The sequence below is a fragment of the Micromonospora orduensis genome (assembly GCF_006228125.1).
Taxonomy (GTDB): Bacteria; Actinomycetota; Actinomycetes; order Mycobacteriales; family Micromonosporaceae; genus Micromonospora; species Micromonospora orduensis.
Genome location: NZ_VDFY01000233.1, coordinates 1 through 25,208, shown reverse-complemented (window position 1 = coordinate 25,208; position 25,208 = coordinate 1). Strand labels below are relative to the sequence as shown.

At 72.9% G+C, this 25,208-nt stretch carries 26 protein-coding genes; 11 read left to right on the top strand and 15 right to left on the bottom strand.

The window, feature by feature from the left end; all coding sequences use genetic code 11:
* Positions 1-408: 408 nt before the first annotated feature.
* Entirely contained in the window at positions 409-1,401 is a 993-nt protein-coding gene (locus tag FHG89_RS26660) for a sulfite exporter TauE/SafE family protein (RefSeq protein ID WP_139587163.1), read from the bottom strand.
* Between the two features lie 151 nt (positions 1,402-1,552).
* On the bottom strand, positions 1,553-2,017 hold the full coding sequence (locus tag FHG89_RS26655) for an RrF2 family transcriptional regulator (protein ID WP_139587162.1): 465 nt from the start codon (positions 2,015-2,017) through the stop codon (positions 1,553-1,555).
* A 221-nt stretch (positions 2,018-2,238) separates the two neighbouring features.
* Between FHG89_RS26655 and FHG89_RS26650 the strand changes: the two genes are divergently transcribed.
* A complete protein-coding gene (locus FHG89_RS26650; protein ID WP_139587161.1) occupies positions 2,239-2,907 on the top strand; it encodes a YceI family protein in 669 nt (222 codons plus the stop codon).
* Positions 2,908-2,963: 56 nt separating this feature from the next.
* Here FHG89_RS26650 and FHG89_RS26645 read toward each other — a convergent pair whose 3' ends face one another.
* From FHG89_RS26645 to FHG89_RS26630, 4 genes are all read right to left on the bottom strand, one after another.
* Positions 2,964-3,848 (bottom strand): acyl-CoA thioesterase, encoded by an 885-nt coding sequence (locus tag FHG89_RS26645; RefSeq protein WP_139587160.1) that lies wholly within the window; start codon positions 3,846-3,848, stop codon positions 2,964-2,966.
* Positions 3,845-5,293, bottom strand: coding sequence for a pyruvate kinase (gene pyk / locus FHG89_RS26640; RefSeq protein ID WP_139587159.1), 1,449 nt, complete (start codon positions 5,291-5,293; stop codon positions 3,845-3,847). Before pyk ends, FHG89_RS26645 begins: the two co-directional genes overlap by 4 nt.
* A gap of 198 nt (positions 5,294-5,491) precedes the next feature.
* Positions 5,492-6,874 carry an FAD-binding oxidoreductase gene (locus tag FHG89_RS26635; RefSeq protein ID WP_167517533.1) on the bottom strand — a complete coding sequence of 461 codons (1,383 nt, stop codon included), beginning with the start codon at positions 6,872-6,874 and terminating at the stop codon, positions 5,492-5,494.
* A gap of 129 nt (positions 6,875-7,003) precedes the next feature.
* Positions 7,004-7,369 carry a YciI family protein gene (locus FHG89_RS26630; protein ID WP_139587157.1) on the bottom strand — a complete coding sequence of 122 codons (366 nt, stop codon included), beginning with the start codon at positions 7,367-7,369 and terminating at the stop codon, positions 7,004-7,006.
* Positions 7,370-7,582: 213 nt separating this feature from the next.
* Between FHG89_RS26630 and FHG89_RS26625 the strand changes: the two genes are divergently transcribed.
* Together FHG89_RS26625 and FHG89_RS26620 are read left to right on the top strand one after the other, a co-directional pair.
* Complete coding sequence (locus tag FHG89_RS26625) at positions 7,583-7,903, top strand: hypothetical protein (RefSeq protein ID WP_139587156.1); 321 nt, start codon at positions 7,583-7,585, stop codon at positions 7,901-7,903.
* A complete protein-coding gene (locus FHG89_RS26620) occupies positions 7,900-8,358 on the top strand; it encodes a hypothetical protein (RefSeq protein ID WP_139587155.1) in 459 nt (152 codons plus the stop codon). The genes FHG89_RS26625 and FHG89_RS26620 overlap by 4 nt, the downstream gene beginning before the upstream one ends.
* Positions 8,359-8,369: 11 nt before the next feature.
* Here the strand turns inward: FHG89_RS26620 and FHG89_RS26615 are convergent, their stop codons facing one another.
* Positions 8,370-12,290, bottom strand: coding sequence for a CHAT domain-containing protein (locus tag FHG89_RS26615; protein ID WP_139587154.1), 3,921 nt, complete (start codon positions 12,288-12,290; stop codon positions 8,370-8,372).
* Positions 12,291-12,489: 199 nt separating this feature from the next.
* Here FHG89_RS26615 and FHG89_RS26610 point away from each other — a divergent pair, with 199 nt between their 5' ends.
* Positions 12,490-13,362 carry an aldo/keto reductase gene (locus tag FHG89_RS26610; RefSeq protein WP_139587153.1) on the top strand — a complete coding sequence of 291 codons (873 nt, stop codon included), beginning with the start codon at positions 12,490-12,492 and terminating at the stop codon, positions 13,360-13,362.
* A gap of 27 nt (positions 13,363-13,389) precedes the next feature.
* On the opposite strand, the gene FHG89_RS26605 is transcribed toward FHG89_RS26610, so the two are convergent.
* The 3 genes from FHG89_RS26605 to FHG89_RS26595 all read right to left on the bottom strand — a co-directional run bounded on the left by FHG89_RS26605 (position 13,390) and on the right by FHG89_RS26595 (position 15,326).
* Complete coding sequence (locus tag FHG89_RS26605; RefSeq protein ID WP_139587152.1) at positions 13,390-13,782, bottom strand: effector-associated constant component EACC1; 393 nt, start codon at positions 13,780-13,782, stop codon at positions 13,390-13,392.
* 12 nt (positions 13,783-13,794) lie between these two features.
* Positions 13,795-14,148: a hypothetical protein gene (locus FHG89_RS26600; protein WP_139587151.1), complete on the bottom strand. Its 354-nt coding sequence runs from the start codon at positions 14,146-14,148 to the stop codon at positions 13,795-13,797.
* Positions 14,149-14,564: 416 nt separating this feature from the next.
* Positions 14,565-15,326, bottom strand: coding sequence for a lipase family alpha/beta hydrolase (locus FHG89_RS26595; protein WP_139587150.1), 762 nt, complete (start codon positions 15,324-15,326; stop codon positions 14,565-14,567).
* A 204-nt stretch (positions 15,327-15,530) separates the two neighbouring features.
* Here FHG89_RS26595 and FHG89_RS26590 point away from each other — a divergent pair, with 204 nt between their 5' ends.
* A complete protein-coding gene (locus FHG89_RS26590; protein WP_139587149.1) occupies positions 15,531-16,886 on the top strand; it encodes a pentapeptide repeat-containing protein in 1,356 nt (451 codons plus the stop codon).
* Positions 16,887-16,890: 4 nt separating this feature from the next.
* Here the strand turns inward: FHG89_RS26590 and FHG89_RS26585 are convergent, their stop codons facing one another.
* Positions 16,891-17,472, bottom strand: coding sequence for a TetR/AcrR family transcriptional regulator (locus FHG89_RS26585; RefSeq protein ID WP_208761121.1), 582 nt, complete (start codon positions 17,470-17,472; stop codon positions 16,891-16,893).
* A 217-nt stretch (positions 17,473-17,689) separates the two neighbouring features.
* On the opposite strand from FHG89_RS26585, the gene FHG89_RS26580 reads away from it, so the two are divergent.
* The 3 genes from FHG89_RS26580 (at position 17,690) to FHG89_RS26570 (ending at position 20,917) form a co-directional block, all read left to right on the top strand.
* A complete protein-coding gene (locus tag FHG89_RS26580; RefSeq protein ID WP_139587147.1) occupies positions 17,690-19,156 on the top strand; it encodes an MFS transporter in 1,467 nt (488 codons plus the stop codon).
* A 105-nt stretch (positions 19,157-19,261) separates the two neighbouring features.
* Complete coding sequence (locus FHG89_RS26575) at positions 19,262-20,239, top strand: SEC-C domain-containing protein (protein WP_139587146.1); 978 nt, start codon at positions 19,262-19,264, stop codon at positions 20,237-20,239.
* Between the two features lie 210 nt (positions 20,240-20,449).
* The gene (locus tag FHG89_RS26570) at positions 20,450-20,917 is read left to right on the top strand and encodes a nitroreductase family deazaflavin-dependent oxidoreductase (RefSeq protein ID WP_244295881.1); all 468 of its coding nucleotides are present in this window, start codon (positions 20,450-20,452) and stop codon (positions 20,915-20,917) included.
* Between the two features lie 99 nt (positions 20,918-21,016).
* Here FHG89_RS26570 and FHG89_RS26565 read toward each other — a convergent pair whose 3' ends face one another.
* The 3 genes from FHG89_RS26565 to FHG89_RS26555 form a co-directional block, all read right to left on the bottom strand.
* Positions 21,017-21,463, bottom strand: a complete 447-nt coding sequence (locus FHG89_RS26565; protein WP_139587144.1) for a hypothetical protein — start codon at positions 21,461-21,463, stop codon at positions 21,017-21,019.
* 339 nt (positions 21,464-21,802) lie between these two features.
* The gene (locus tag FHG89_RS26560; protein WP_139587143.1) at positions 21,803-22,066 is read right to left on the bottom strand and encodes a DUF6244 family protein; all 264 of its coding nucleotides are present in this window, start codon (positions 22,064-22,066) and stop codon (positions 21,803-21,805) included.
* Between the two features lie 199 nt (positions 22,067-22,265).
* Entirely contained in the window at positions 22,266-22,484 is a 219-nt protein-coding gene (locus FHG89_RS26555) for a winged helix-turn-helix domain-containing protein (protein WP_139587142.1), read from the bottom strand.
* Positions 22,485-22,958: 474 nt separating this feature from the next.
* Between FHG89_RS26555 and FHG89_RS26550 the strand changes: the two genes are divergently transcribed.
* From FHG89_RS26550 to FHG89_RS26540, 3 genes are all read left to right on the top strand, one after another.
* Positions 22,959-23,576: a hypothetical protein gene (locus FHG89_RS26550; protein WP_139587141.1), complete on the top strand. Its 618-nt coding sequence runs from the start codon at positions 22,959-22,961 to the stop codon at positions 23,574-23,576.
* Complete coding sequence (locus tag FHG89_RS26545; protein WP_139587140.1) at positions 23,573-24,004, top strand: hypothetical protein; 432 nt, start codon at positions 23,573-23,575, stop codon at positions 24,002-24,004. Before FHG89_RS26550 ends, FHG89_RS26545 begins: the two co-directional genes overlap by 4 nt.
* 160 nt (positions 24,005-24,164) lie before the next feature.
* Positions 24,165-24,677 carry a hypothetical protein gene (locus FHG89_RS26540; RefSeq protein ID WP_139587139.1) on the top strand — a complete coding sequence of 171 codons (513 nt, stop codon included), beginning with the start codon at positions 24,165-24,167 and terminating at the stop codon, positions 24,675-24,677.
* A gap of 10 nt (positions 24,678-24,687) precedes the next feature.
* Here the strand turns inward: FHG89_RS26540 and FHG89_RS26535 are convergent.
* On the bottom strand, positions 24,688-25,208 hold a 521-nt coding region (locus FHG89_RS26535; RefSeq protein WP_244295879.1), incomplete at its 5' end, for a hypothetical protein.

Here is a 25,208-nt window from a genome sequence, read left to right as displayed (position 1 = left end):
GCCCCACCCCCCGCTCGCCGCTCGCCGCTCGCCGCTCGCCGCTCGCCGCTCGCCGCTCGCCGCGGCAAGATCCGCACAACATCCCCGAAGTTGCTGCCTCAGGCGCGCCGGAGGCAACACTTTCCCCGAAGTTGTGGGGATCTTGAGGGTGTGCAATGACGCAAGGCAGGCTCCTAACCCCCTCGCCGGTCATGATCGCGCTCGATCCTGGATGTAGTGGCCTTGAGACGCAAGGAGGGCACTACATCCAGGATCGAGCGCGATCTTGGCCAAGCAGGGCCGGGGCCGATCATGGCCACGCCAGGCCGGCCACGCCAGGCCGGGCGCGCCAGGCCGGGCGCGCCAGGCCGGGCGCGCTCGCCGGTCCAGGCCCGACGGACGGCACCGGGTCGGGCCGGCGGGTGGGGTTCAGCGTGGGTTTGACGTACCCGTCGCGGCGAGATCGGCCGGGACGGCGGGTGACCCGACGGGCGCGACAGGGAGGGCCTCGGCGGGCGCGACGGCGGAGCCAGCGGTCGCGGCCTCGGCGGCGGTGGCGCGGGCCTGGCGGGTACGGCGTAGCGCTCGCACGGCCAGCACGAGCGCCGCCAGCCAGCCGGCGGCCAGGAGGGCGTACAGCGTGGGGCGGACCGGGCCGTCCAGTTCGGCGGACCGGATCAGGGTGCGGGCGTTGGTCAGCACGATCACGCCGCCGACCGCCGCGCCGAGCAGTTGCGCCGGCACGATGCGCACCAGCCAGGCGGCCAGCGGGGCGGCGATGAGCCCGCCGATCAACAGCGCGGCGACGGTGGGCAGGAGGAATCCCTCGGCGCCGAGCCCGATCAGGAAACCGATGCTCGCGGCGCCGGCGACCACGAACTCGGCGGTGTCCACCGAGCCGATCACCTTGCGCGGCTCCAGGCGGCCGGAGACGAGCAGCGCCGGGGTGGCGACGGGACCCCAGCCTCCGCCGCCGGTGGCGTCGACGAACCCGGCGACCAGGCCGAGTGGACTGAGGAACCGGCCGCGCAGCCGCCCGCCGACGCGGTCGGTACGCAGTGGACGGGCGAAGCGGACCAGCAGGTACGCGCCGAGGGTGAACAGGATGCCGGCCATCCACGGGGCGGCGGACTCGGTGGAGATCGAGCTGAGCACTGTGGCGCCGGCGAACGCGCCGATCGCGCCGGGGATCGCGATGCGGCTCACCACGCGCCAGTCGACGTTGCCGAAACGCCAGTGGGCCACGCCTGCGGCGAGGGTGGTGCCGATCTCCGCCAGGTGCACCGAGGCCGAGGCGGCGGCGGGGGCGACGCCGGCGACCAGCAGCAGGGTGGACGAGGTCAGCCCGTACGCCATGCCGAGCGAACCGTCGATCAGTTGCGCGACGAGCCCGACCAGTGCGAGAACCAGCAGCTTGCGCACGAGCGCCCCCTGACTTTTCGATATCTCCTATCGACTTGGTCGACAATGCGGCACGGGGCTGCCAGGGTCAAGCCCCTGATCGGTGGATGGGACGCCAGCCGACGGCAGTGCTGGCCGAAACGCGGCACAGGCCGAGATGGTGAGGGGTCGGTCAGATCCAGGCGCGCGGGTCGGCGGCCAACTCGGTGACCCGGGCGGGCAGTGTGCCGGCGGCCACGTCGGCGACGGTGACCAGCTCCAGGATCTCCCGCTCGCTGGCCCGCAGGGCGATCCAGACCTCCTGGAGGGCGCGGGCCGGGCCGTGGTAGCCGAGCTGTTCCGGGCGCTGCCCGCGGACGTGGGCGAGAGGGCCGTCGATCACGCGGATCACCTCGGCGAGGGAGATCTCCTCGGCCGGGCGGGCGAGCCAGTAGCCGCCCTCCGGGCCGCGCTGGGCGTGCACGATGCCGCCCCGGCGCAGCTGGAGCAGGATGCTCTCCAGGAACTTCGGCGGGATCTCCTGGGCTCGGGCGATCTGGTCGGCCGTGACCGGCCGGCCGCGCCCGGGGCCGCTGGCCGTCGCGGCGAGTTCCGCGGCCGCGCGGAGGGCGTAGTCGACCCGGGCGGAAAGGCGCATGTCGGCAAGGTTAGCCCGGTGGCCGACCGGCCGGACGAGCGGCCCTCAACCGATCATCCAGCCAGCGGCCGGGTACGTCTCGATCCATCGTCAGGTGGGGCCCGAAAAGCCGCGATGAAGCGACCTTATGCTGGGCGGGGAGTACGACTGACAAATCGTTGGGGCGGCCTCCGAAAGCATATTGATAAGCACCTGGATCACGTCGGGGGGAAGGCAACACGATGACCGATGTCGCCACACGCACCTGGGATGGCATGACCATCCCGGCCGCCGGCACCTATCGTCTCGACCAGGCGCACAAGCGGATCGGTTTCCTGTCCCGGCACATGATGGTGAGCCCGGTGCGTGGCGAGTTCGCCGAGGCGAGCGCGCAGATATTCGTGGCGGAGGATCCGCTGCTCTCGTCCGTGACCGCGACCGTCGAGGCCCCGAGCATCACCACCGGCAGCGTCGACCGGGACACGCATCTGAAGAGCGCCGACTTCCTCGATGTGGAACGCTTTCCGACCCTCGAATATCGAAGCACGGGTGTTGAATGGAAGCGCAACGAGGACCCCATCTTCCAATGGGCGCGATTGCGGAGTCACCGACTCGGCGGACGAGGCAGAAGTCACATTTCCCCGCCGCGGCCCGACTCGCAGTCCGGACGATTCGTCCTCACCGGCGAGCTGACTGTGAAGGGAATTACGCGGTCGGTCGACCTTCAGGTGAACTTCGGTGGCGCGCGCCGGGATCCGTACGGGCAGAACATCTTCGGATTCAGCGCGACGGCGGAAATCAACCGTGAGGACTACGGCCTGCTCTGGAATGTCGCGCTGGAAAGCGGTGGGGTGCTGGTCGGCAGGACCGTGCAGATCGAGATCGCCGGCGAGGCCATCCACCAGGCGTGAGACGCGTATCCCCGCCAGGAGCGCAGGTGTGCGCCTGGCGGGGACGACGGACGGTCTCAGGCGCCGACGCGGCGCAGCAGACCCTCCTGCACGGCGCTGGCGATCTGCCGGCCGTCGGTGGTGAACATCCTGCCGGTGGCCAGCCCTCGTGCCCCGGACGCCGAGGGGCTCCAGCAGTCGTAGAGGAACCATTCGTCGGCGCGGAACGGACGGTGGAACCAGAGCGCGTGGTCGAGGCTGGCGCCGACGACCCCGCCCGGCCCCCACACCTCGCCGTGCACGGAGAGCACCGAGTCCAGCAGGGTGAGGTCCGACGCGTAGGTGAGGGCGCAGGCGTGCAGCAGCGGGTCGTCGGGCAGTTTGCCGTCGATGCGCATCCACACCCGCTGGTGCGGGTCGGCCGGCCGGTCCCCCGGGCGGACCCAGCCGGGCTCACCGACGTAACGCACGTCGATCGGCCGGGGAATCTGGCCCCAGATGCCCAGGCGCTCCGGGTAACGGGCCAGCCGGTCGCTCATCGTCGGCACGTCCTGCGGGGCGGGCACGTCGAGCGGCGCCGGCGCCTGGTGGTCCAGCCCCTCCTCGGCCCGCTGGAACGACGCCGACATGAAGAAGATCGGCTTGTCGTGCTGGAGGGCGACCGCGCGGCGCACCGAGAAGGAGCGACCGTCGCGGATGTTCTCCACCTCGTAGGCGATGGGTTCGGCCGGGTCGCCGGGGCGGACGAAGTAGCCGTGCAGGGAGTGCACGAACCGCTCCGGGTCGACCGTACGGCCGGCGGCGACCAGGGCCTGACCGGCCACCTGGCCGCCGAACACCCGCTGCGGGCCGACCCGGGGGCTCATCCCCCGGAACGTCATCGCCCCGGTCGCGTCGAGGTCGAGTACCTCCAGCAGCTGGTCAACCGCCGCCTGGCCGACCGCGACCTGGCCGTCGCTCACTGCAGCGCCCGCGCCGACGCCGCGTCGACCAGCGAGCCCAGCTGGTGTACGCGCAGCGTGTTGGTCGAGCCGGGGGTGCCGGGCGGGCTGCCCGCCACGATCACCACGTAGTCGCCCGGGTTGGCCCGGTTGAGGCCGAGCAGCGCCTGGTCGACCTGGCGGAACATGTCGTCGGTGTGCTGCACGAACGGCATCAGGAAGGTCTCCACGCCCCAGGTGAGGGCGAGCTGGTCGCGCACCTCGGGGACCGGGGTGAAGGCCAGCAGCGGCAGGTCGCAGTGCAGCCGGGAGAGCCGCCGGACGGTGTCGCCGGTCTGCGAGAAGGCGACAAGCGCCTTGGCGTTGATGGCCCGGGCGATCGACGAGGCGGCCACGGTGAGCGCGCCGCCGTGCGTACGCGGGTCGTGCTGCAACCGGGGCACACCGATCGAACCGGACTCGGTGGTCGTGATGATCTTGGCCATGGTGCTGACGGTCAGCACCGGATACTTGCCGACGCTCGTCTCGCCGGAGAGCATCACCGCGTCCGCGCCGTCGAGCACCGCGTTGGCCACGTCGGAGGCCTCCGCGCGGGTGGGGCGGGAGTTCTCGATCATGGAGTCGAGCATCTGGGTGGCCACGATGACGGGCTTGGCGTTCTCCCGGCACAGCTGCACGGCGCGCTTCTGCACCAGCGGGACCTGGTCCAGCGGCATCTCGACACCGAGGTCGCCGCGGGCGACCATGACGCCGTCGAAGGCCAGCACGATGGCCTCGAGGTGTTCCACCGCCTCCGGCTTCTCGACCTTGGCCAGTACCGGACGGAACACGCCCTCCTCGGCCATGATGCCGTGCACGAGCTTGATGTCCTCGGCCGAGCGGACGAAGGACAGGGCGACCAGGTCGACCCCGAGCCCGAGGGAGAAGCGCAGGTCCTCGGCGTCCTTGTCCGACATGGCCGGCACGCTGACGGCCACGTTGGGCAGCGAGACACCCTTGTTGTTGGAGACCGGGCCGCCCTCGGTGACCAGGCAGCGGATGTCGTTGCCGGTGACGTCGGTGACCTCGACGGCGACGCGGCCGTCGTCGATCAGCAGCCGGTCACCGGGCCTCACCTCCTGCGGCAGCTTGCGGTACGTGCAGGAGACCCGCTCCTTGGTGCCGACGATGTCGTCGCCGGTGATCACGACCGAGTCGCCGGTACGCCACTCGTGCGGGCCGTCGGCGAACCGGCCGAGCCGGATCTTGGGACCCTGCAGGTCGGCGAGGACGGCCACCGGCTTGCCGGCCGCCTCGGACGCCTCCCGGACCAGTCGGTAGACCGCCTCGTGGTCGGCGTGGCTGCCGTGGCTGAAGTTGAGCCTCGCCACGTTCATGCCGGCCTCGACGAGACCCCGGATGCGCTCCGGGGACGAGGTGGCGGGACCAAGAGTGCAGACGATCTTCGCGCGGCGTGTCACGCCCATCAGGCTAGTCTCTCCTTCGGGTCGGACTCGTGGCCGACCCCTTGCAGGCAGCGGAACAGGTGTCCAACGACGCGCGGTGCGCGTCGGGCCGGCGGGCGGAACCGCACCGGGAACGTTGTGGCGACGGGCAACGGCGACCGCGCGCCGGGAATCGTACGCCTCCGCCGGCGCCGGCACTCGGGGTGCTCCGAGGACCTGTCACGTTTCGGGCCCCGACGGGGGCAGGGTGGGTACCGCGGTGAGCAGGTCGCGGGGGTCGTACCGCCGCTTGGCGTGGCGCAGCCGCGCCCAGTTCGGGCCGTACGCCAGCCGGACCCGGTCGGTCTCGGCCGGACCGAGCAGGTTCGGGTAGCCGCCGGGCAGGGCGAGCGGGGCGAGGGCCGCGGAGGTGCGCTCGGCCCAGTCCCGGTGCGGGTCGGCCTGCTCCCCCGGCGCCCAGACCGCGATGATCTCGGTCAGGACGTGCTCGGCGCGCAGGCCGAACGCGGTGTCGGCGAGCCCGACCCGGGTGGCCGCGCCGTGGAAGTGGTGCAGCGCCACCGCGGAGTACGGCGAGCTGACCTGCCGGGCCGCGTCGACGAGCGTGTCGACCGCGCCGTCGGTGAGCGCCGGCAGCCAGCGGGTCCGCAGCAGGTAGTGGTTGCCGTCGACCATCCCGCCGTCGAACATCCGCAGCGCGTCCGCGTACGGCATGGGGGTGATCTGGTCGACCAGCGGCGTGCCCAGGGCTCGCAGCCGGTCCATCCACGGCTGCCCGGCGGCCAGGTCCGGGCCGCTGTAGAACGGGCAGACGAAGATCACCGGCTCGCCGGCCGGACCGGGCAGGAAACCGGCCATCACGGTCAGCTCGTCGGGCGCCTCGGCGAGCAGCGCACCGTAGCCGCGCAGCACGGCGGGCCCCTCGGCCAAGGCGAACATGATCATGCCGGCCAGCACGGCGGGCAGCCGGTGGGCGCGGAAGCGCAGCTCGGTGACCACCCCGAGGTTGCCGCCGCCACCGCGCAGCGCCCAGTACAGCTCGGCGTCGTGGTGGGGGTCGGCGGTGACCCGGCGACCGTCGGCGAGCACGACCTCCGCGCCGAGCAGACTGTCCAGGGAGAGGCCGAACCGGCCGCACAGCGGGCCGTACCCGCCGGCCAGGGTCAACCCGGCCATGCCCACGTCCCCGACCGTTCCGGTGGGCACCACCAGGTCGTACGGGCGGGCGGCGGCGAGCAGCCCGGCGGCCGTGACTCCCCCGCCGATGGTGACCGTGGCCGCGTCCGGGTCGACGCGGACGGCGCGCAGACCGGTCACGTCGAGCACCACGCCGCCGTCGCGCAGCGCCCGGCCGGCCCAGTCGTGGCCGCCGGAGCGGACCGACACCGGCAGGTGACACCGGGCGGCGACGCGGAGCACGTCGGCGACCTCGTCGGCGTCCAGGCACTGGGCGACAAGCGCGGGAGAGCGGTCCACGGCGCCGTTCCACAGTCGGGTGGTGGCGTCGAACGCGGGATCGGCCGGCTCGTGCAGCCGGTCACCGAGCAGGGCGTGCAGCCGGGCGGTGGCCGACGCGACATCGGGGCGGGCGGCGGAGATCACGGCGACTCCTCGACCGGGGCCGACCGGTGGCGCCGGGTACGCCCCGGCGGCCCGCGCAGGGCGCGACCGTAACACCGGCGGGCGGCCGGACGCCGTCACCATCACGACAGCCATCGCTGGAACGCCAGGTCAGCTCTCGGTCTTGACCAGCGGGAACTCCAGCGAACCGGCCGGGCAGAGGAACGTCAGCACGTCCACCCGGTACAGCCCGGCCTGCACGGCCGGATCGGCTTCCAGGACGCTGCGGACGTCGTCGACGCTGCCGGTGCGGGCCAGCCCGAAGCCGATCGGCGGGTCCGGGTTGCGGGCCGGACCGTCCACCGAACCGGCGACCAGGATGATGCCGCGCCGCTGCAACGCCTGCATGTGCTCGGTGTGCTCGGCCTGCAACCGCTGCACGGTCTCCGCCGGCAGGGCCCGTCCGGCCGCGCCGGGATAGATCACGATGCACTCGTACGTGTCGAGCGCGAAGTTGAGTTGCGGCACTCCCGCCATGGGTGCTCCCTCCGCCGTCGCGTCGGCACGTACCGGCCGGTGTCGCCGGCACGCGCCCAGCGTCGCACGCCGCTGCGGGCCGTACCTGTCGCTCGGCGCAACTGGCCCCGGTCGGGGCGGCGCTGCCCGGGTTGCCGAGGATCGATCCCGCCGGCCCGGTGCCCCGACCGACTACGGTGGACGATCCGGGCGGGCGCGCGCAGGGGAGGTCGGATGGGCGACGACGAGCCGGTGGCGGGCGTGCTGCCGTACGCCGAGGTGACCGACGAGGCGTACGCGGTGCGGGCCGCGGCCGACTTCACGGTGCGGCAGTTCGAGTTCGCGGTGCAGCTCAGCGGGCGGTGCCCCCGCTGTGACCACCCGACCACAAGCATGCTGGTGGACGCGTTGTACCGGCGGGACTCCCCGGCTGCGGTTCCGGATGCCGACTACCGGACGGTGCTCTGCGAGTGCGAGGCCGACCATCCGGCCCGGCCGGCCGGGTTGCGCGGGTGCGGCGCGCACTGGACGTTGCGGCTGGAGGTCGAGGCATGATCCGGTTACGTCCGGGGCCGCCCGCGACCGTCGCCGACCTGCACCGCGCCCAGCAGGTGGCCGGCCTGCTGCGGGGCGAGCTGGAGCGGGTCCGCGCGGCGGCGGTGGCCTGGCGCAACGGTCTCGGCGGGCTGCTGGTGGCGCTGGTCGGGTTCAGCCTGATCCGGGGTCGCACCGACGTCAGCACGCTCGCGTCGGGCTGGGGGGCGCTTGTCGGTGTCCTGCTGCTCGCCGCGCTGACCGCCGGTGTGGGCGGGGCGTTGGCGCTGCTGCGCGCGGCGCACGGCCGGTTGACGGTGACCCCGGTGGCGGACCTTCCGCCGGCTCCGCTCGGCGACCATCTGGAGGCCCTGGCGGCGGTGCGGTTCCTGCGGGCCGGGGTGTGGCTGGTGCTGCTCTGCACCGCGCTGCTGGTCGCCGCCGTGGGCGTGACCTGGTACGCGCCGGGTTCCTGACGCAGGGGCCGTCACGGCCCGAGGTGCGCGTAGCCGGCCCACGTGTCGGGTAGCCCGGGCAGGGCGGCGCGGAGCCGGCGGACCGCCTGGTGCAGGGCCGCCGCCGCCCGGTCGGGCGCGACCCCGCCGGGCACCGCCAGGCCGTCGTACACGTCGGCGCAGAGCTGGGCCGTCAACGCGTCCGAGATGGACCAGAGCGCGCCGATGACGTGCCGGAACCCGGCGAGCTGGAACGCGGTGCCGAGGGTGAGCGCCTCGTCGGGCAGGGCCGCGCCGCCGCGTACCGTCTCGCAGGCGGACAGGACGGCGAGCGCGGCCGGGTTGTGGGCGGGTCGCCACAGGTCCCGTACGTGCAGCGCGCCGCCGGCCAGCGCGAGGTGTCCCCAGGCCGGGGCGCGCAGGTCCTGGGTGCCGTGACAGGACAGATGGGCGACCGGCTGGCCGGGGAGTGCGGCCAGCACCGCCGCCGGGGTGGCCGCCGGGCCGAGCAGCGAACGGACCCGGGGCAGGTGCCGGCGGACGATCTCCTCCTCCCGCCCGACGCCGGGCAGGTCGGCAAGGCCCGGGGTCTGCGGCATGCCGACCACCAGCGCCGAGTCGACCGGTTCGGCTCGGGCGGGTACGCCACGGCGGGCGTGCGCCAACGCGCGCAGCGAGGCCGTGTACGACGGCACCACCCGGTCCAGGACCCCGTCGCCGCCGTCGAGTGGGCCGGCCGCGTGCAACGGCAGCAGGGTGAGCAGCCCGGTGGGGCACCACCACAGCCGGGGCCAGTCCGGCTCGGACGACGCTGCGGTGGGCAGGGCGGCGTCGAGCACCGGGGCGGCGACGGCCCGCCACAGCCAGTCAAGCGTGTCGCCGACCTCGCCGCGGGCCGCGGCCCGGCGGCGCTGCGTCTGTGGCTCCGCGGCGTCCGGCTGGGCCGGACCGGTGAGCACCGCGATCGCGGTGAGGAATCCGGCCGTCCGGCTGACCAGCTCGGTCAGGGTCAGCCCGGGCAGCGGCACCAGTTCGACCCGGCCGTCGGCGACGACAAGCGCGTCGCAGCGCCGGGCGGCCACGTTGACCAGCACCACGGGACCACCGACGGCGGCCTCGGCCAGCGCGGCGAACGGCGGCGGGCGCAGAAAGTCGGCGAACCCGGGTCGCTCGCGGATCTCGGCCAGCACCTCACGCCGGCGTACGGCGAGGTCGTAGCGCCGTTCCGGGGCCGGCCCGGGCGGACCGACCGGTGACATCGATGCGGCCGGCGGTACGGCGAAATCGTCGAGGGTGGCCTGGAGTTCGGCGAGCCGGGCGGCCAGCCGGGGGGCCTGCGCGCGGAGCGCGGCCAGGTCGGCGCCCGCGTCGTGGGCCCGGGCCAGCAGGACGCCCCGGCCGTACTCCAGCAACTCGACCGCCCGCCGCGGCCGGTCCAGGGCGATGGCGACCGCCGCCGCGTCGCTGGCCAGACCGGGAAACAGCCCGAGCAGGCGGGCCTGGTCGTCGGGGTCCATGCCGTGCCAGGCCACCAGGTCGATCAGCTCGATCGCGGTGGCGTACCCGTCGAGCGCCGCGGGCAGGTCCCCGGCCGCCTCGGCGTGTGCGGCGTACCGGCTGGCCGCCCTGGCGCGCAGCAGCGACGGCGCGGCCTCCACCTGCGCGGCGGCGCGCAGCGCCTCGGTCGCCTCGGCCGACTCGGCGGACCCGGCGACCGCCTCCAGAGCGGTAGCGAGGTTGCTCAGGCACATGGCGCGGGCGGGATGGTCGGCGGCCAGCGCGTCGACCGCCCCCCGGTACGCGGCCAGCATGGCCTCGCCGTCGGCGCGTACCCCGTCGGCGTCGGCGCGTTCCGCGCGGAAGCGCAGCAGCAGGGCGTTGCCGAGGTTGGTGCGGATCCGGTGCCGGTCCACGTCGGCCGACGGCAGCCCGTCCAACCGCTGAAGCAGGCCGATCGCCTCGTCCAGTGCCGCCGGGTCGTCGCGCAGTCGGTGCCGCAGCAGGTGGGCCAGGGCGAGGGTGGCCAGCGTCTGGACGTACTCGACCGGTTCGGCTTCCCGCTCGGCCAGGTCGGCAGCCTCGCGCAGGGCGGTGATCGCGGCGTCGGAGTCCCGGGCGACGCCTGCCGCGACCCGGTCCCCCGGTTCCCCGCCGGCGGGCAGCGCACCCTCGACGGCGAGTTCGACACGGCGGTTCAGCGCGGAGCCGTAGTTGGTGAGCGCCAGCATCCGGTCCGGGTGCCCCGGTGGCGCGGCCTCGGCCGCCTGGGCCAGCACCCCGATGGCCTCGGTGAGGGTCGCCAGGTCCTGCGTGGAGGCGAACAGGGACTGCAACACCAGGCCCAGGTTCGAGCGGTAGCGCGGCAGCAGGGCGGCGGCCGGCGCGGCGGCGGCCACCGCCTCCCGCAGCGCCACGGCCGCCGGCTCCAGCAATGCCGGCTCCCCGGCGAGGTCACTGAGTTCCCGTAGCGTGTTGCCGAGGTTGTTGAGCACCTGATGGCGCAGCGGGTCGGCGCGGGGCAGCAGCGACCCGGCCTCGGTGAGCGCGTCGCGGGCGGCCCGCAGCGCGTCCACCCCGCCCAGGTCGGCCTGTCCCCTGGCGAGCGTGTAGCCGAGGTCGGCGAGCCGCCGGGCCCGCCCGGCCGGGTCCCGCTCGGCGGCGACGGCGTCGCGCACCAATCGCACCGCCTCGGTGATGTCGTCGACGCGCCGGCGCTGCTCGTACCGGGTGACCAGCAGGCCGGCCAGGGCCTGCCGGGCGTCGGCGCGGTCCGGTCCGCCGTGGGTCGACCCGACGGCGCCCACCACCCGGTACGCCTCGATGGCGGCGTCGAGGTCGGCCGGGGCGGCGTCGGCCTGGTGCCGCTCGGCGAGCAGGGCGGCGAGCCCGGCCTGCGCGGTGCCCGCCAGATCCGGGGCGAGCCCGCCGAACCCGGTCAACGCCGACCGGTACGCGTCGATCGCGGCGTCCCGGTCCCGGTCGGCGCGGTCGCGCAGGAACCGTTCGGCGAGGGCCGTGCCGTGCAGCGCGGCCATCCGGGGATCGCCACTGTCGCGGGCCGCGGAGAGGGCGTCGACCGCCTCGTCGAGGTCGCCGGGCCGCCTGAGCAGCCGCCACCGGTCGCGCAGGCGCTGCCCGAGGTTGGCGCGTGCCATGGCCCCCACCGGAGCGGTCGCGCCGGCGGTCCGGGCGGCCTCGCGCAGCAGGATGATCGCCTCGTCCAGGTCGGCCGGGTCGTTCTCGGTGTCGTACCTGTCGCCGAGGACGTTGCCGAGGTTGAACAGTCGCGCCGGCCGTTCCCGGTCCCCGGCCGGGGTGGACTCCAGGCTCTCCCGGTGCGCGTCGATCGCGGCCGGCAGGGCGCGCCTGCGGCCGAGGTGCTGGAACTGGTCGCGGTGCACCTTGCCGAGGGCGGACAGGTAGTGCAGGCGCTCCGGCGCGTCGGGCGGGGTGCCGGTGACCGCCTGCCGCAGCAGCGTCTCGGCCCGGTCGGCGGCCCGGTAGTCGTGGCTTGCCTCCGCCGCGCCCATCAGCATGACCGCCTCCACGTACCGGGCGCCGGCCGTGTCGTCCGCTGGCCGGGGGCTCGGGACGCGGGCGCCGCCCGGGTGTGCGAGGCCCAGGACGGCCAGCAGCGACGGCGGAACGCGGTGCGGGGCGAAGCGCAGGAGGAACTCGGTGAGCTGGACGGCCCGCGCGAGGTCGTCGGCGTCCTCACCCGGGGGCAGCAGCTGGTAGCGGTACGAGTGCAGGCAGGCGAGCAGGACCATGCCCTCGGCGACCTGCTCCGGCAGCGGCCCGTCCGTCGGCGTGCCGGTCACCAACTCCATGACGATCTCGGCGTCGCGGATCGCGCCGGAGTCGAGCACCTCACGGGGGCTCAGGGTGGCCGCGAAGCGGTCCAGCCGCTCCCGCAGACGTCGTACCGGGTCGGACCTGAACCGTCGCCACATCGCGCCTCCCCGACCGGCCTGGTTCAGGGGTAGCAGACCGGACAGGTGGCATGCCAGGGGCAGGAAGATGCGGATTCCGGACAGCCGGCGTGTTCCCTCCCACAGGATCCCTGGGATATGGCGGCGCGATTCGGGGGATCATCAGCTGGGCGGCGGGTGGCTGGCCTCCCGCCGCGACGACACGATTGGGGAACCGCGTATGGCGACCGACATCAGCAAGCAGCCCGCGAAGGCGTCCGGCACGTACTCGATCGGCGGCGACATTCCGGTCAACCGGCTCGGCTACGGCGCGATGCAGCTCACCGGCCCGGGTGTCTGGGGCGACCCGAAGGACCCGGCCGAGGCGCTGCGGGTGCTGCGCCGGGCGGTCGAGCTGGGCGTGACGTTCATCGACACCGCCGACTCGTACGGGCCGTTCGTCTCCGAGCTGCTGATCCGTGAGGCCCTGCACCCGTACGCCGACGACCTGGTCATCGCGACCAAGGCCGGGCTGAGCCGCTCCGGGCCGGCTGACTGGCGGCCCCTGGGCCGGCCGGAGTACCTGCGCCAGCAGTGTGAGCTGAGCCTGCGCCACCTGGGCCTGGACAGCATCCCGCTGTACCAGTTGCACCGGATCGACCCGCAGGTGCCGCTCGCCGACCAGCTGGGCGAGCTGGCCTTGCTGCGCGAGGAGGGCAAGATCCGGCACATCGGGCTGTCCGAGGTGAGCGTGGAGCAGATCGAGCAGGCTCGGGCGATCACCGAGATCGTCTCGGTTCAGAACCTGTACAACCTCGCCAACCGCAGCGCCGAGGACGTGCTGGAGTACTGCGAGCGCAACGACCTGGCGTTCATCCCGTGGTTCCCGATCGCGACAGGCGAGCTGGCCCGTCCGGGCGGCCCGCTGGACGCGATCTCCACCGGGCACGGCGCCACGCCCGCGCAGTTGGCGCTGGCCTGGCTGCTGCGCCGCTCGCCGGTGATGCTGCCGATCCCGGGCACGTCCTCGGTGGCGCACCTGGAGGAGAACGTGGCCGCGGCCGACGTACGGCTCACCGACGACGAGTTCGAGGCGCTCGCCAAGGCGAGCTGACCCGCCGCCGGGTCGGACGTCGTCGGTTCAGCCGGCGGTGTCCGACCCGGACTCCCGGGCCGCCCGCAGCGCCTCGGTGGCCTGGGCCAGCAGGCGGGCGGAGTCGGTGCGCCCGGTCACCTGGAGTTCCACCTCGGCGTCCCCGGCCTGGATCCGGATGCTGGCCTCGGTGCGCTGCTGGTCGACCCACGACTGCAACAGGTTGAACAGGCCCGGAAGCAGCCCCTGGGCGAGCACCGCGATGATCACCGCGTCGCTGAAGCCCGGCCGTCCCCCGCCGCCGCCGCCGGCCTGGCGGACCACGGGCCGGTACTCCGGGCTGCGGTGGATCCAGTCGAGCAGGGCGACCGGCGGCTGGTGCCGCTGCCGGGGGTTGATGGTCAGCCGCACGGGCAGCCGGGCGGCGTCACTGTCGGTCACGGTCTCTCCCGGTCAGTTGGCGGTGGGTCGGAAGGCGATGGTGTCCCCGTCGGCGGTGACGACGCCCGCGACGGTGAACCCGTCCTCCTCGGTGAACGGTGAGCTGGCGCCGAAGTACGTGGTGGTGCCGCTGACCTGCACCTTGCCCTGGGTCTCGTAGGGGGTGCCGACCTGGGCGGTGGTCGGGCCGGTCAGCTCGACGACGAGCTTCGGGTACTCCAGGATCTTCCAGGTGACCTTCTGCGCGGAGCCGCCGTAGTAGCGGAACGGGCAGCCCTGGGGAGCGGCGACTGTCTGCTTGGCGCACTCGTCCAACCAGGCGCGCACCCGGGCCTCGACCGCCTCGACCGCCGCCGGTTTGAGCACCGGGGCCAGCCGCCCCAGACGGCCAGCAGCAGCGCGACCGGCAGGTAGAACCAGGTGGCCACGAAGGCCCCGAGCACGCCCCGCCAGTCCCGCAGGATCCCGGCGCGCAGCCAGATGAGCGCGTTGGGATAGCCGGGTGGCCGGTCGGCGAACCCGCCGGTGGGCTGCGGCGGGTCGGCCGTCGGCGGCTCGGCGGCCCGGATGTCGAGCTGCGGAACGGTCGGCGGCGTGCCCTCCGGCGGCTCGGTCATGCGCGCTGCTCCTCGTGGACGGTCACCTGTCTGTCCCGAATGGACGGCCGGAGCAGGTTATCGAGGTGATCCGATGTCTGCCAGACCGTTTCGCCGGAACGTCGCCACTCGCCGTCGAAGCCGCGCGGGCGGCCCCCGTCCCGGGGACCGCCCGCGCGGGCCGGGTCAGAGCGCGACGCAGTTGGGTCGCACCGGGCCGTCGACCAGGGCGCCGCGCACGATTGTGTACGCGGTGCCGTCGAGCACCAGGCCGAGGTGCCCGACGACCCGCAGCGGGCAGTACGCCTGGATCAGCACGTTCGTCGCCCCGTCGTTCACGGCGGCGTTCCCGGTGGGTCGGACCAGCTCGTCCTGGAGGGTGCGGATGGTGGTGTACCGCACCGCGCCCGGTGTGTCGTCGCCGTCGTTGAGGTCGGCGAGGAACGCCGAACCGATGGTCATCTGCTGGCAGGCCACGATGCCGGCGCAGCTGCCGAGGCCCAGGAACGCCACGATGTTCGCCACGTAGGTGCCGTACTGCGGGGTGCCGAGGCTGACGTACCGGCCGATGGTGGCGGTGCCGCCGAGCCGTTTGATGTAGTAGCGGCTGACCAGGCCGCCTTCGGAGTGGGCGACGACATCCACGGTGGACGCCCCGGTGCTGGCCCGTACCTGCTCGACGAAGCCGGCGAACGCGCGGGCGGAGGCCGGGATGTCGCCGAGGCCGAGGCCGGGCAGTTGGTAGATGAAGGTGCGGTAGCCGTCGCCGCGCAGTCGGGCGGCGATCGGCTCGTACGCGATGGCGACGCCGCTGAGCCCGCCGACCACGATGACGGGGTTTGCGGCGGCTGCCGCCACGGGGGCGGGGGCGGCCACCGCCGGCGTGGTGGTCACGAGGACGGCGGCGGTGGCCAGGGCCAGGGCGAGGGCGGTCTTTCGGAGCAGCATGGCTGCACCTCCGGGGGGAGGCGCCCGGCGAACCGGGCAGGTGGGTGGGGGTGTCCGGTCGACCGTGCGACGATGATGCCCGCAACAATTTGGAAACGTCAATGACTTGTTACGCGCCGGTAACCCGTTGTTCCGGCGGGGGTGCAAACAGGCATAACGCCTCGCTCCATATCGGACGGAGCCACCGGCTGGCATGCTGTGGCCGTGGCCGCGGACGAACCCCCCGAACGTCAACTGCGGGTGATGCCGTGGTGGCTGGTCCTGGTCGGCCTGCTGGCCGCCGTCGCCCTGGGCTGGCTGGTGCTGGACCTGCTGCTCACCGAGGCCGACCGGGCCGGCCAGCCGGACACCCGCGCCACACTGCGCATCGACGCGATCCGCACCGGGCTGACCGTCGTCGCCGGAACCGGCGGTGGACTGGCGCTGCTGCTGGCCGCCCGCCGCCAGTGGATCGCCGAACGCGCGCAGCTACACCAGGAGAGCGTCGCCGCCCGCGACCAGGCCCACCGCGACCGGGTGCAGGCGCACGCCGAGTCGGTGGCCGAGGCCGCGCAGCACCACCAGGACCGGCAGTCCCGGGCGGCCGAACACGACGCCGCCGAACGCCGGCTCACCGAGCTGTACACCCGCGCGGTCGAACTGCTCGGCAACGACAGCGCGGCCGTACGCCTCGGCGGGCTGCACGCCCTGCAACGCCTCGGCCAGGACAATCCGGCGCAGCGGCCGACGATCGTGGCGGTGCTCTGCGCGTACCTGCGGATGCCGGCGCCGGACGACGAGCCGCGCGAGACGGAGGTCCGGCGCACCGCGCAGCGGGTCCTGACCCGGCACCTGCGCGCGGACGACGCGGACCACTGGCCGGGCGTCGTGCTGGACCTGACCGGCGCCGCGCTCGTCGACTTCGACGCGGCCGGTTGCACGCTTGTCGACGCGGACTTCAGGCGTGCGGTGTTCACCGGCGCGACCAGCTTCGCGGGCGCGACGGCGCGGGGGGCGATGCTGTTCGGGGCGGCGGTCGTCGGTGACGTGGTCTTCGACGGCCTCGACGCCGACGGGGAGGTCGTGCTGGACGGGGCGCGGTTCGCCGGGTCGGCCAGCTTCGAGGGGGCCGCGTTCGACGGCCTGTCCTGCCGGCGGTCCAGCTTCGCCGGCCCGACCTCATTTCGTCGGGCGACCTTCGGCCAGCCGACCAGCTTCGACGCGACCCGGTTCGAGGAGGCCGCCTCGTTCCGGGAGGCCGAGTTCCTCGGCGCCCTGTCCATGGAGCACACCGAGTTCGGCGGGTCGGCCAGCTTCCGCTCCGTCCGCTTCACGAGCATGGCGCTGTTCCGCTGGACGGTGTTCGGCGCGGAGGCGCTGTTCGACGACGCCCGCTTCACCGACGCCGCGAACTTCGGCCGGGCCCGCTTCCACAGCATGGCCAGCTTCCGCGACGTCCACTTCAGCCGGCGACCCCAGGTCGAGCAGGCGCGGGCGGTGGTCGATCTCGGTCACCGCTGGCCGACGGGCACTGTCGTGAAGCGGCTCGACGACGAGTGGCTGCTGCTCGTCGACGGTTGAGCGGTCAGCGGGCGGCGGTCGTGGGGCGCAGCCCGTCGAGGGCCACGCCGAGCACCCGGTCGCGCTGCTCGGGTGAGGGGAACTGCGCCATGGTAAGGCCACTGATCAGCCGCACCACGTCGTCGAACACGATGTCGTCGCGCACCACGCCGGCGGCCTGCGCGCGGCGCATCAACGGCTCGCCAGCGGCGTAGATCTCCGTACGGCAGCTCTGGAAGATCTCCGAGTCGTGCAGCAACTGCTCGGCGAGCGCCCTCTTGGTGGCGACGTACGCGACGAAGCGGTGCAGCCACGCGACAAGCGCGTCCCACGGGGGCAGCTCGGCCAGGTCGGCGGCGGAGCTGCTCAGCGCCCGGACCTCCCCGACGTAGACCGCCTCGAAGAGGTGCCGCCGGGTCGGGAAGTTGCGGTAGAGCGTGCCGATGCCGACTCCGGCCCGTCGGGCCACGTCCTCCAGGGAGGCGGCGGCGCCGTTCTCGGCGAACGCGTCACGAGCCGCGACGACCAGTGCGTCGTAGTTGCGCCGGGCGTCGGCTCGCTTGGGCCGGCGCGCGAAGACCTCGGGCGTCTGCCCCGCGCTGGTCATGACGTGCGTCACCTCATCCTGGTTGCATCCGGAGGCACCCCTCCGCTAGCTTAGTGGAGGCACCCCTCCGGAAATGCCGGAGGGAACCCTCCGGTTAGCTTACCTCGGGACCCGCCCGATCCGCCTGGCCACCCGATCGCCCGGACCCGACATCCCGCCCGCCGCAGACGGCAGGGCGACAAACCTCCTTCCGTACCGTCATCAGGAGTTCTTTCTCGTGTCAGTGACCTCCCGACGCAGCTCGCGTCGGCTCACCTTCACCGTGCTCGCGGCCGGCGCCGGGTTCTTCGCGATGCTCCAGTCGCTGATCACTCCGGTGCTGCCGACCATCCAGCAGGACCTGCACACCTCCCAGAACACCGTGACCTGGGTGCTCACCGCCTACCTGCTCTCCGCGTCGATCTTCACGCCGATCCTCGGCCGCGTCGGCGACATGGTCGGCAAGGAGCGGATGCTCGTCGTCTCGCTCGCCGCGCTCGCCCTCGGCTGCCTGCTGGCCGCCATCGCGCCGACCATCGGCGTCCTCATCGTCGCCCGGGTCGTGCAGGGCATCGGTGGCGCGGTGTTCCCGCTGTCGTTCGGCATCATCCGCGACGAGTTCCCCGCCGCGCGGGTCTCCAGCGCCGTCGCCGCCATCTCGGCGATCGTCGCCGCCGGCGGTGGCCTGGGCGTCGTGCTCGCCGGCCCGATCGTCACCGCGCTCGACTACCGGTGGCTGTTCTGGATCCCCATGGTCGTGGTCGGGCTGACCGCCGTCGCCGCGCACCTGTTCATCCCCGAGTCGCCGGTGCGCACGCCCGGCCGGATCGACTGGCGCGCCACAGTGCTGCTCTCCGGCTGGCTGGTCGCGCTGCTGCTCCCGATCAGCCAGGGCGCGGCCTGGGGCTGGACCTCCGCCCGGGTGCTGGGCCTGCTGGCGCTCGCCGTGGTGCTGCTCGTCGGCTGGCTGATCGCCGAGGTGCGCTCGGCCAACCCGCTGATCGACATGCGGATGATGCGCCTGCCCGGCGTCTGGACCACCAACCTGGTCGCCCTGCTCTACGGCGCGTCGATGTTCTCGGTGTACGCGTTCCTCCCGCAGTTCGTGCAGACCCCCACGTCCGCCGGCTACGGGTTCGGCGCCAGCATCAGCCAGGCCGGCCTGCTCATGCTGCCGATGCTCGTCGCGATGTTCGTCGCCGGCCTGGTCGCCGGGCGACTCCAGGCAGTCTTCAGCGCCAAGGCGCAGCTCGCCACCGGCGCCGCGTTCAACGTGGCCGCCTCCGGCATGCTGGCCGCCGCGCACGACACCCGCTGGGAGGTCGCCGTCGCCGGTGGTCTGGTAGGCCTCGGCATCGGCCTGGCCTTCGCGTCGATGGCCAACCTGATCGTCGGCAGTGTGCCGGCCAGCCAGACCGGCGTGGCGACCGGCATGAACGCCAACATCCGCACCATCGGCGGCACGATCGGCGCCGCCGTGGTCAGCGGCGTGATCACCGCCCACCCGCAGGCCAGCGGCCTGCCCCGGGAGGCCGGCTTCACGACCGGGTTTCTCGTCCTCACCGCGATCGCCCTGGCGGCCGCCCTCGCGGCCCTCGCCGTCCCGTCCGCCCGGCGGGCGTCGGCCGGTCGCCGGCCGTCCACCTCGACGATCGTCGAGTCCGAGCTAGCCGGCGAGTTCGCCACCATGCCCGCGACCCGCTGAGGGTCCGTGTCACAGCCCGGGCGGTTCGCCGCCCGGGCTGCGGCATGTCCGGGAGTACGCTGGCCGCTCCCCGTCCACCATCTGTCGTCTCTCCAGGATGTGACCATGTCCGAACTGCTGACCACCGAGCGGATCGAGGAGATCGGTTCCCTGGGATCCGGAAGCCCGGACCCGGCGGCCCTGGTCGCCGAGCTGGTGGGCGCCGTGGACGAGGGACGGGTCGCCGACCCGGACGACACCGGGTACGCGCTGCTCGTCGCCGCGGACATCCTGGAGCAAGCCGGTGACCTGGCCGACGCGCTGACCCTGGCCACCCGCGCCATCGCCGAACAACCCGACGAGGACGTGTACGCCCGGGCGGTGCGCGGCGGCCTGCTGCTGCGCCTCGGCCGTTCCGACGAGGGCCTGGCCGAGCTGGCCGAGCTGCGTCCGCTGCTGGAGACCAACCCCGACGCCACGTACCTCATTGACGAGCTGGCCGAGTCCGGCCACGCCGAGACGGCGCTGGAGTGGCTCACCGGCGCGTTGGACGCGATCCTGGAGCGGACCCGGACCCAGCAGCACGAGTCCGAGGACGCGCAGGACGAGGCCGCCGCCATGATCTACGGCCTGGTTCAGCGGCGGCACGACCTGCGCGAGGAGCTGGGCGAACCCCACGACGAGTACGACAACCTCGCCGACCGGCTGCGCGCCGCGAGCAACCACGCCCTCGACGCGCTCGACGACGGCCCGGCGACGCTGCTGTACTGGCCGCAGGCCGAGTTCGACGCCCTGCTCGTGCGCTGGCCGGCGCTCGTCGGCAGCTACCCGTCCACCTGGGACGAACACCGTGCCCAGATCGAACGCGCCCTCGCCGAGGCCTCCGGCCTGGGCGGCGCGGACCTGGGCGTGGTCGCCGGCACCGTCGAGGGCCTGGCGGCCTTCGCCGGCGACGACCCCATCGACGAGGAAACCCTCGACGAGTACGCCGACAGCCTCGACGAGGCCGGCGTGACCGCCTGGCCACCCGGCCGCAACGACGCCTGCTGGTGCGGCTCGGGCGCCAAGTACAAGAAGTGCTGCCTGCCGCGCTCGCGTGGCTGACCATTGCCCTGCGCGAATACGACGGCTCGTCCCACCGAATGGTGGCGCAGTTCCCTGAGAGCGATATACCTGTGAGTCATATCTATGACCCACAGGTATATCGCTCTCCACCGTGTTCGGTCCGGCCGCCATCGGTCGACCCATGACGAGATCCGCTTATGATCGATGCGTCCGGGACACCCGATCGAGCTCGGCGACGGAGGCGATGGCGTGACCACGCAGGAGCAGCACGAGCCGATCGAGGACAGCCCGGTCGGCTGGGTCGCCAAGCACATTCAGCGGTACGTGGACAGCGACGGCGCGGACGGCGGCACGTACCACGGCTACCCCGCGCTGCTGCTCACCACCAGAGGCCGCCGGTCCGGCAAGCTGCGCCGCACCGCGCTGATCTACGGGCGCGACGGTGACAACCATCTGCTGGTGGCGTCCAACGGGGGCTCGGCCCAGCATCCGGCCTGGTATCTGAACCTGAGCGCCGATCCGACCGTCGAGATCCAGGTCGGTGGCGAGCGGTTCCCCGGAAGGGCGCGCACCGCCACGGCCGAGGAGCGCGCCCGGCTGTGGTCGGTGATGACAGAGGTCTTCCCGACGTACGACCGCTACCAGAAGGACACCGACCGCGAAATCCCGGTCGTCGTCATCGAGCGGACGTCTACGGGGCATACAGCGATCGATTGATGTTCGCGAGCGTCGGCCGGTTGACTCGGGACCGAGTGGTGATGAGGACCGACGCTCTCCGAATACCTGCGGCGTCAGTGTCCGTCTGTCGGAGGCTCGTCACGCCGCCGCTTCGATCGCCGCCTCCACCTTGTCCAGGTAGTTGAACCACCACTCCCCCTCACTCTTCGGCCCTGAGGACAGGAGGCTTGCGGCCACAACGAAGGCGAGGATCACGGCACTGCCAGCGGGCAAGACACCCGACAGCGGGCGGCCTGCCAGGATCGTGTTGAGAAAGGCCTCGACTTCCTGCGCAGTCGCCGAGCTCCAGCTCTCCGCCTCGGCGACCTCTGTGGCCAACTCCTGGATCTGCCGAGGAGATGGCTTGCCGCCACACATATCAACCGCGACGAAGGCCGAGATGGCGACGAGCAGCTCCATGGCCGACCGCCGTGTTGAGACGTCGGAGAAGCCCTTCAGTGCCTCGTCAAACTCGACCGGCTGCCGCTTGACGGCCCAGTGCAGAGTGTCTCGGACGAGTTGCTCCACACGCTCATCGATCTTCAACTGGACCTCCGCTGTTTTGCGATCTCGCCTTGTAAGCCTTGAGGGATCCCCAGGTCGCCACAGCCCCAAGAACCACACCGGCTACAGCCTTCGGAATAGCCGGCAGGAACTCCGCAACGGTTGCCCATGCCGTCGCCGCCGCTGACCCGCCGACGGCAATTGCCTCCGGGCTGACGTGCCTGCGCCTTGCAGGCGGCGGAGCCTCACGTTCCTCTCGGCTACGCGTCTCGCGCCTGACTTGTCGATCGGTGGGCACGGATTCGATCGCTGGAACCGCTGGTCGCAACGCAATGTTGCCTCGCCTGGGTGGATGGCTGGCTGTGCTACCACCACCCGTGCTCAGTTTCCCAGCGCTCGGACCTTGGCGATCGTCTCCTGGACGTGTTGCTTGGCAGGCTCGCCACCCTGGGCCGCCTGCGCGAGAGCCTGCCGGTACGCGTCGATCATGCCGATCAACGGGCCGGCCGCCACACCTTCCAGCGCCCCGGCGACGAGCGCTCGCGCCTCGGCCGCGTCCTGCGCTGCCGCTGCGGTCTTGGCCTTCGCCTCGTCGAGCTTCTGCGACGCCGCCGCCAACCTCGCGATGATCTGTGCTGCGCTCACGCGCACCCTCCCCGTGGTCGACCATCGCCTCCACCACCGCACCGGCGGAGACCACATGGGAGCGTACGAGATCCGGGCACCCAGCGCGACCGCGTGATCGTGTATCCGCTACGGCGAGACGGTAGATCTTGGAAGATTTCGGCCCCTCCAGGGCCATTTCCTTCCAAGATCTCAACGGGCAACCTGGGATCCCGTGTCCTCAGCGCTCGGCGATGTAAACGCCGACGCCAGGCACGCCGACGACGAGTCCCTCCGCCTTCAGGGTGAGCATCGCGTTCCGCACGACGATCGCGGAGACGCCGTGAATCTGGCAGAGCTGGGCGGTTGACGGCAGCTTGTCGCCGGGCGACAACTCGCCCGAGGCGATCTGCTTGCGGATGTGCTCGGCAAGCTCAACCCACTTGGGGCTTGGTGGCATGGCGGTACTCCCTGGTCAGCACCGTCATTCGACCACTCTTCACCTTGTTATCGCAAGTGATAGCTTGACTGCGATAGCTTGTTATCCTAGGCTCCGAACTGACCGGCTCCCTGGTCAGCACCCGAGGAGTTGGTTTCTTCCCCACCGCGCAGAGAGCGCCCGGTCGGCCGGTCCCCCCGTCCGGCCGGGCGTGCCGGGGCATGCCCGCACGCCGCCCCGACGCAAGAGCCTGAGCAAGGAGACCTACCGACGGGAGCCCTCGATGCCCGATCGACCCGACGAACACCCGAGCGACCCCGTACCCGAACAACGCCACCGGCTCGTGTCCGATCAGGATGTAGAGGACGCCGACGACACCCTGTTCGCCCATCCTCCCCGCGTGGTATGCCGTTGGGTCTGCGGGTGCGGTGCGGACTACCCCTGCAGCGAGGTGCGCTTCGCTCTCCTGGTCAAGTCCACGGCGGAGGCGGGCGAATGACCGTCGACACTGTGGACGACCTGCGCGACGCCTGGTTGGCGACGATCGCCGCCGCCGACCGCGCCAGTGCGCAGTTGCACGGGGCGGGGCCGCCCGGGCGACGGCTGCCCTGGCAGGACGCGGTCACCGAGTGCTGGCGGGCGTTGAGCCTGGTCTACGCCGGCTTGGCCGCGGATCGGGAGGCAGGCCGGCCCGCCGGAGGGATGCAGCAAAGCTCGGCCGGCGAACTGCTCGCCGCCCTGCGGGCCGCACGCGTCGACGCGGACCGGGCCGCCGCGCTGGCCGCCCGTGTCCGCTGGCGGTTGGGTGCGACCGAGGACCGGCTGCGGCGTACCGGAATCGTGGCGGACGCGGTCGCGGCCCGACACTTCGCGACGGCCATCACCCGGTTGGACCTGGTCGCCACCCGGCTCGCGGTCGGCGGCTGCCGCATCGACCGCTCACTGGCGGCGCTGACCAGCGAGCCCGTGGCGCTGACCAGCGAGCCGGCGGCAGCGTCCACACCCCACGAACCCGACTGCGCCAGCACCGAGGAGATCGCCCGCGGCTGTCACGTGGCGCGCGCTCTCGTCATCGGGCGACGCCGACAAGAAATGATCGGGAGACGACGATGACCGACCCCCATGCCGCGCTCCGTGGGCTCCTGACTGGGCGGCTGCGCGGTCACGAACGGCGGCTGCGCGGGTTCACCGAGGCGGACTGGCTGCGATATGCCGATCTGCTGGCCGGGGCGCTGCTGGTGGCGGTGCGGCGGCGGTTCGTGGCCGGGCAGGATCGGGCCCCGGTGATCCGGTTCGTGGCGTCCGCGCGAGAACGCTACGACGTCACCGGGTGCGACGTCGACCCGGTGCTGGCCGAGGCGCTGGTCTGGGCGGCCCTCGGCGAGCGCCCACCCGTGCCGGACGGCGCGGCGGCGACGGTCGCGCGAACGGTGCTGCTGCTCGGCCTGCTCGAAGACGAGGGTCTCACCGACAGCGAACGAGACGGCGTGCTGGCGGCCGCCGCCAACTCCACGGCGCAGGGTGCGGTTCACGAGCCGTGACGAGAGGAACGACCTCGCCAGGAGGGCCGAGCAGCGGTACGCCGGGGCGGATTTCGGGGACGATGCCGCGGCGGAAAGCGCCGTAGACTCTGCCGTCAGCACTAGGACAGAGGGCTGACCACGTCGCCTGCCCGGCCGGTAGCTGAGGGAGCGACGGGACATGACACCTGAGAAGACACGACGCCGGCGCGTGGTCATCGGGCTGTCCGGCGGTCTCGTCGTCATCGCCGCCCTCCTGGTCATCGTCACCGGCGACAGGTCGGGCCCGCGGTCGTCCTCCTCGGCGGCGCCTGCCCCCAGTCCGACAGTCGCCTCCGCGGCACAGCTGGCCCGGGCCTGCATCGAGCGGACCAAGGGCCAGGAGGCGGTGGCGTACTTCCAACGCGACATCCCAACGGGCCGGTGGGGAGACCGGGTACGCGGCACCGCCTCGGCACACAGTGAGCCGTACGTGCTGTGGCTCTTCGACGCAGACTGCACGGCGCACCGGGTGGTGGAGGTGCCGCCGCGGACCAGTCGGACGTTCACGGCGCAGGTGGGCCAGGTCTGGTACTTCGCCGAGGCGTCCGCGAAGGAGCCCGGCGACGGCTGCGCCTGCCGCGTCTTCAGCCCTTCGAGCACCGGCGAGCAGAGGTTCAGCGACGCCGGTGTCCTCACCTACCACCTGGATTAGGCGAGACCGGTCAGCGCAGCGTGCGGAACAGCAGCAGGTAGGCGCAGTAGCCCAGCGGCACCAGCAGGAAACAGATCAGGAACCCCAGCGGCAGGTAGCGCGGCGGGGCGCCGGCGACCATCGCGGGCCTCCCCCACCGGCCCAGCACCACGTACCCGCCGAAGAACGCCAGCGCCGGCAACCCCGCGCAGATCCACGCGCCGAGCGTGAACCCGTCGACCAGGCCGATCCCGGAGGCGAGCACCAGCGTCAACATGAGCACCCCGGCCGCCGCCCCGCACCCGGCGTAGACGGCGACGGCCCGGGCCAGCGGCGACCACGTCGGCAGCAGCGCCGGACGCTGGGCCAGCAGCTCCGCCTGGTGCCCGTGCCGGTCGGCCTCGTCGGCCATCCGCCGGGCCAGCTCCAGCTCCGTGGCCGGGTCGACCGGCGCCGCGCGCTGCGCCGGCACCCCAGCGCCCGCCGGGCTCACCGCCGTCGGCAGCGCCAGCCGCGCCTCTGCCGCCGGCAGCTGGGGGTACGCCCCGACAC

Coding starts and splice junctions, on each gene's coding strand:
- FHG89_RS26595 (WP_139587150.1), bottom strand. CDS start 15,326: ATGCTGCTCCGAAAGACCGCCCTCGCCCTGGCCCTGGCCACCGCCGCC.
- FHG89_RS26620 (WP_139587155.1), top strand. CDS start 7,900: ATGATCCGGTTACGTCCGGGGCCGCCCGCGACCGTCGCCGACCTGCAC.
- pyk (WP_139587159.1), bottom strand. CDS start 5,293: ATGGGCGTGACACGCCGCGCGAAGATCGTCTGCACTCTTGGTCCCGCC.
- FHG89_RS26630 (WP_139587157.1), bottom strand. CDS start 7,369: ATGGCGGGAGTGCCGCAACTCAACTTCGCGCTCGACACGTACGAGTGC.
- FHG89_RS26540 (WP_139587139.1), top strand. CDS start 24,165: ATGACACCTGAGAAGACACGACGCCGGCGCGTGGTCATCGGGCTGTCC.
- FHG89_RS26655 (WP_139587162.1), bottom strand. CDS start 2,017: ATGCGCCTTTCCGCCCGGGTCGACTACGCCCTCCGCGCGGCCGCGGAA.
- FHG89_RS26625 (WP_139587156.1), top strand. CDS start 7,583: ATGGGCGACGACGAGCCGGTGGCGGGCGTGCTGCCGTACGCCGAGGTG.
- FHG89_RS26615 (WP_139587154.1), bottom strand. CDS start 12,290: ATGTGGCGACGGTTCAGGTCCGACCCGGTACGACGTCTGCGGGAGCGG.
- FHG89_RS26610 (WP_139587153.1), top strand. CDS start 12,490: ATGGCGACCGACATCAGCAAGCAGCCCGCGAAGGCGTCCGGCACGTAC.
- FHG89_RS26585 (WP_208761121.1), bottom strand. CDS start 17,472: ATGACCAGCGCGGGGCAGACGCCCGAGGTCTTCGCGCGCCGGCCCAAG.
- FHG89_RS26575 (WP_139587146.1), top strand. CDS start 19,262: ATGTCCGAACTGCTGACCACCGAGCGGATCGAGGAGATCGGTTCCCTG.
- FHG89_RS26555 (WP_139587142.1), bottom strand. CDS start 22,484: ATGCCACCAAGCCCCAAGTGGGTTGAGCTTGCCGAGCACATCCGCAAG.
- FHG89_RS26550 (WP_139587141.1), top strand. CDS start 22,959: ATGACCGTCGACACTGTGGACGACCTGCGCGACGCCTGGTTGGCGACG.
- FHG89_RS26545 (WP_139587140.1), top strand. CDS start 23,573: ATGACCGACCCCCATGCCGCGCTCCGTGGGCTCCTGACTGGGCGGCTG.
- FHG89_RS26650 (WP_139587161.1), top strand. CDS start 2,239: ATGACCGATGTCGCCACACGCACCTGGGATGGCATGACCATCCCGGCC.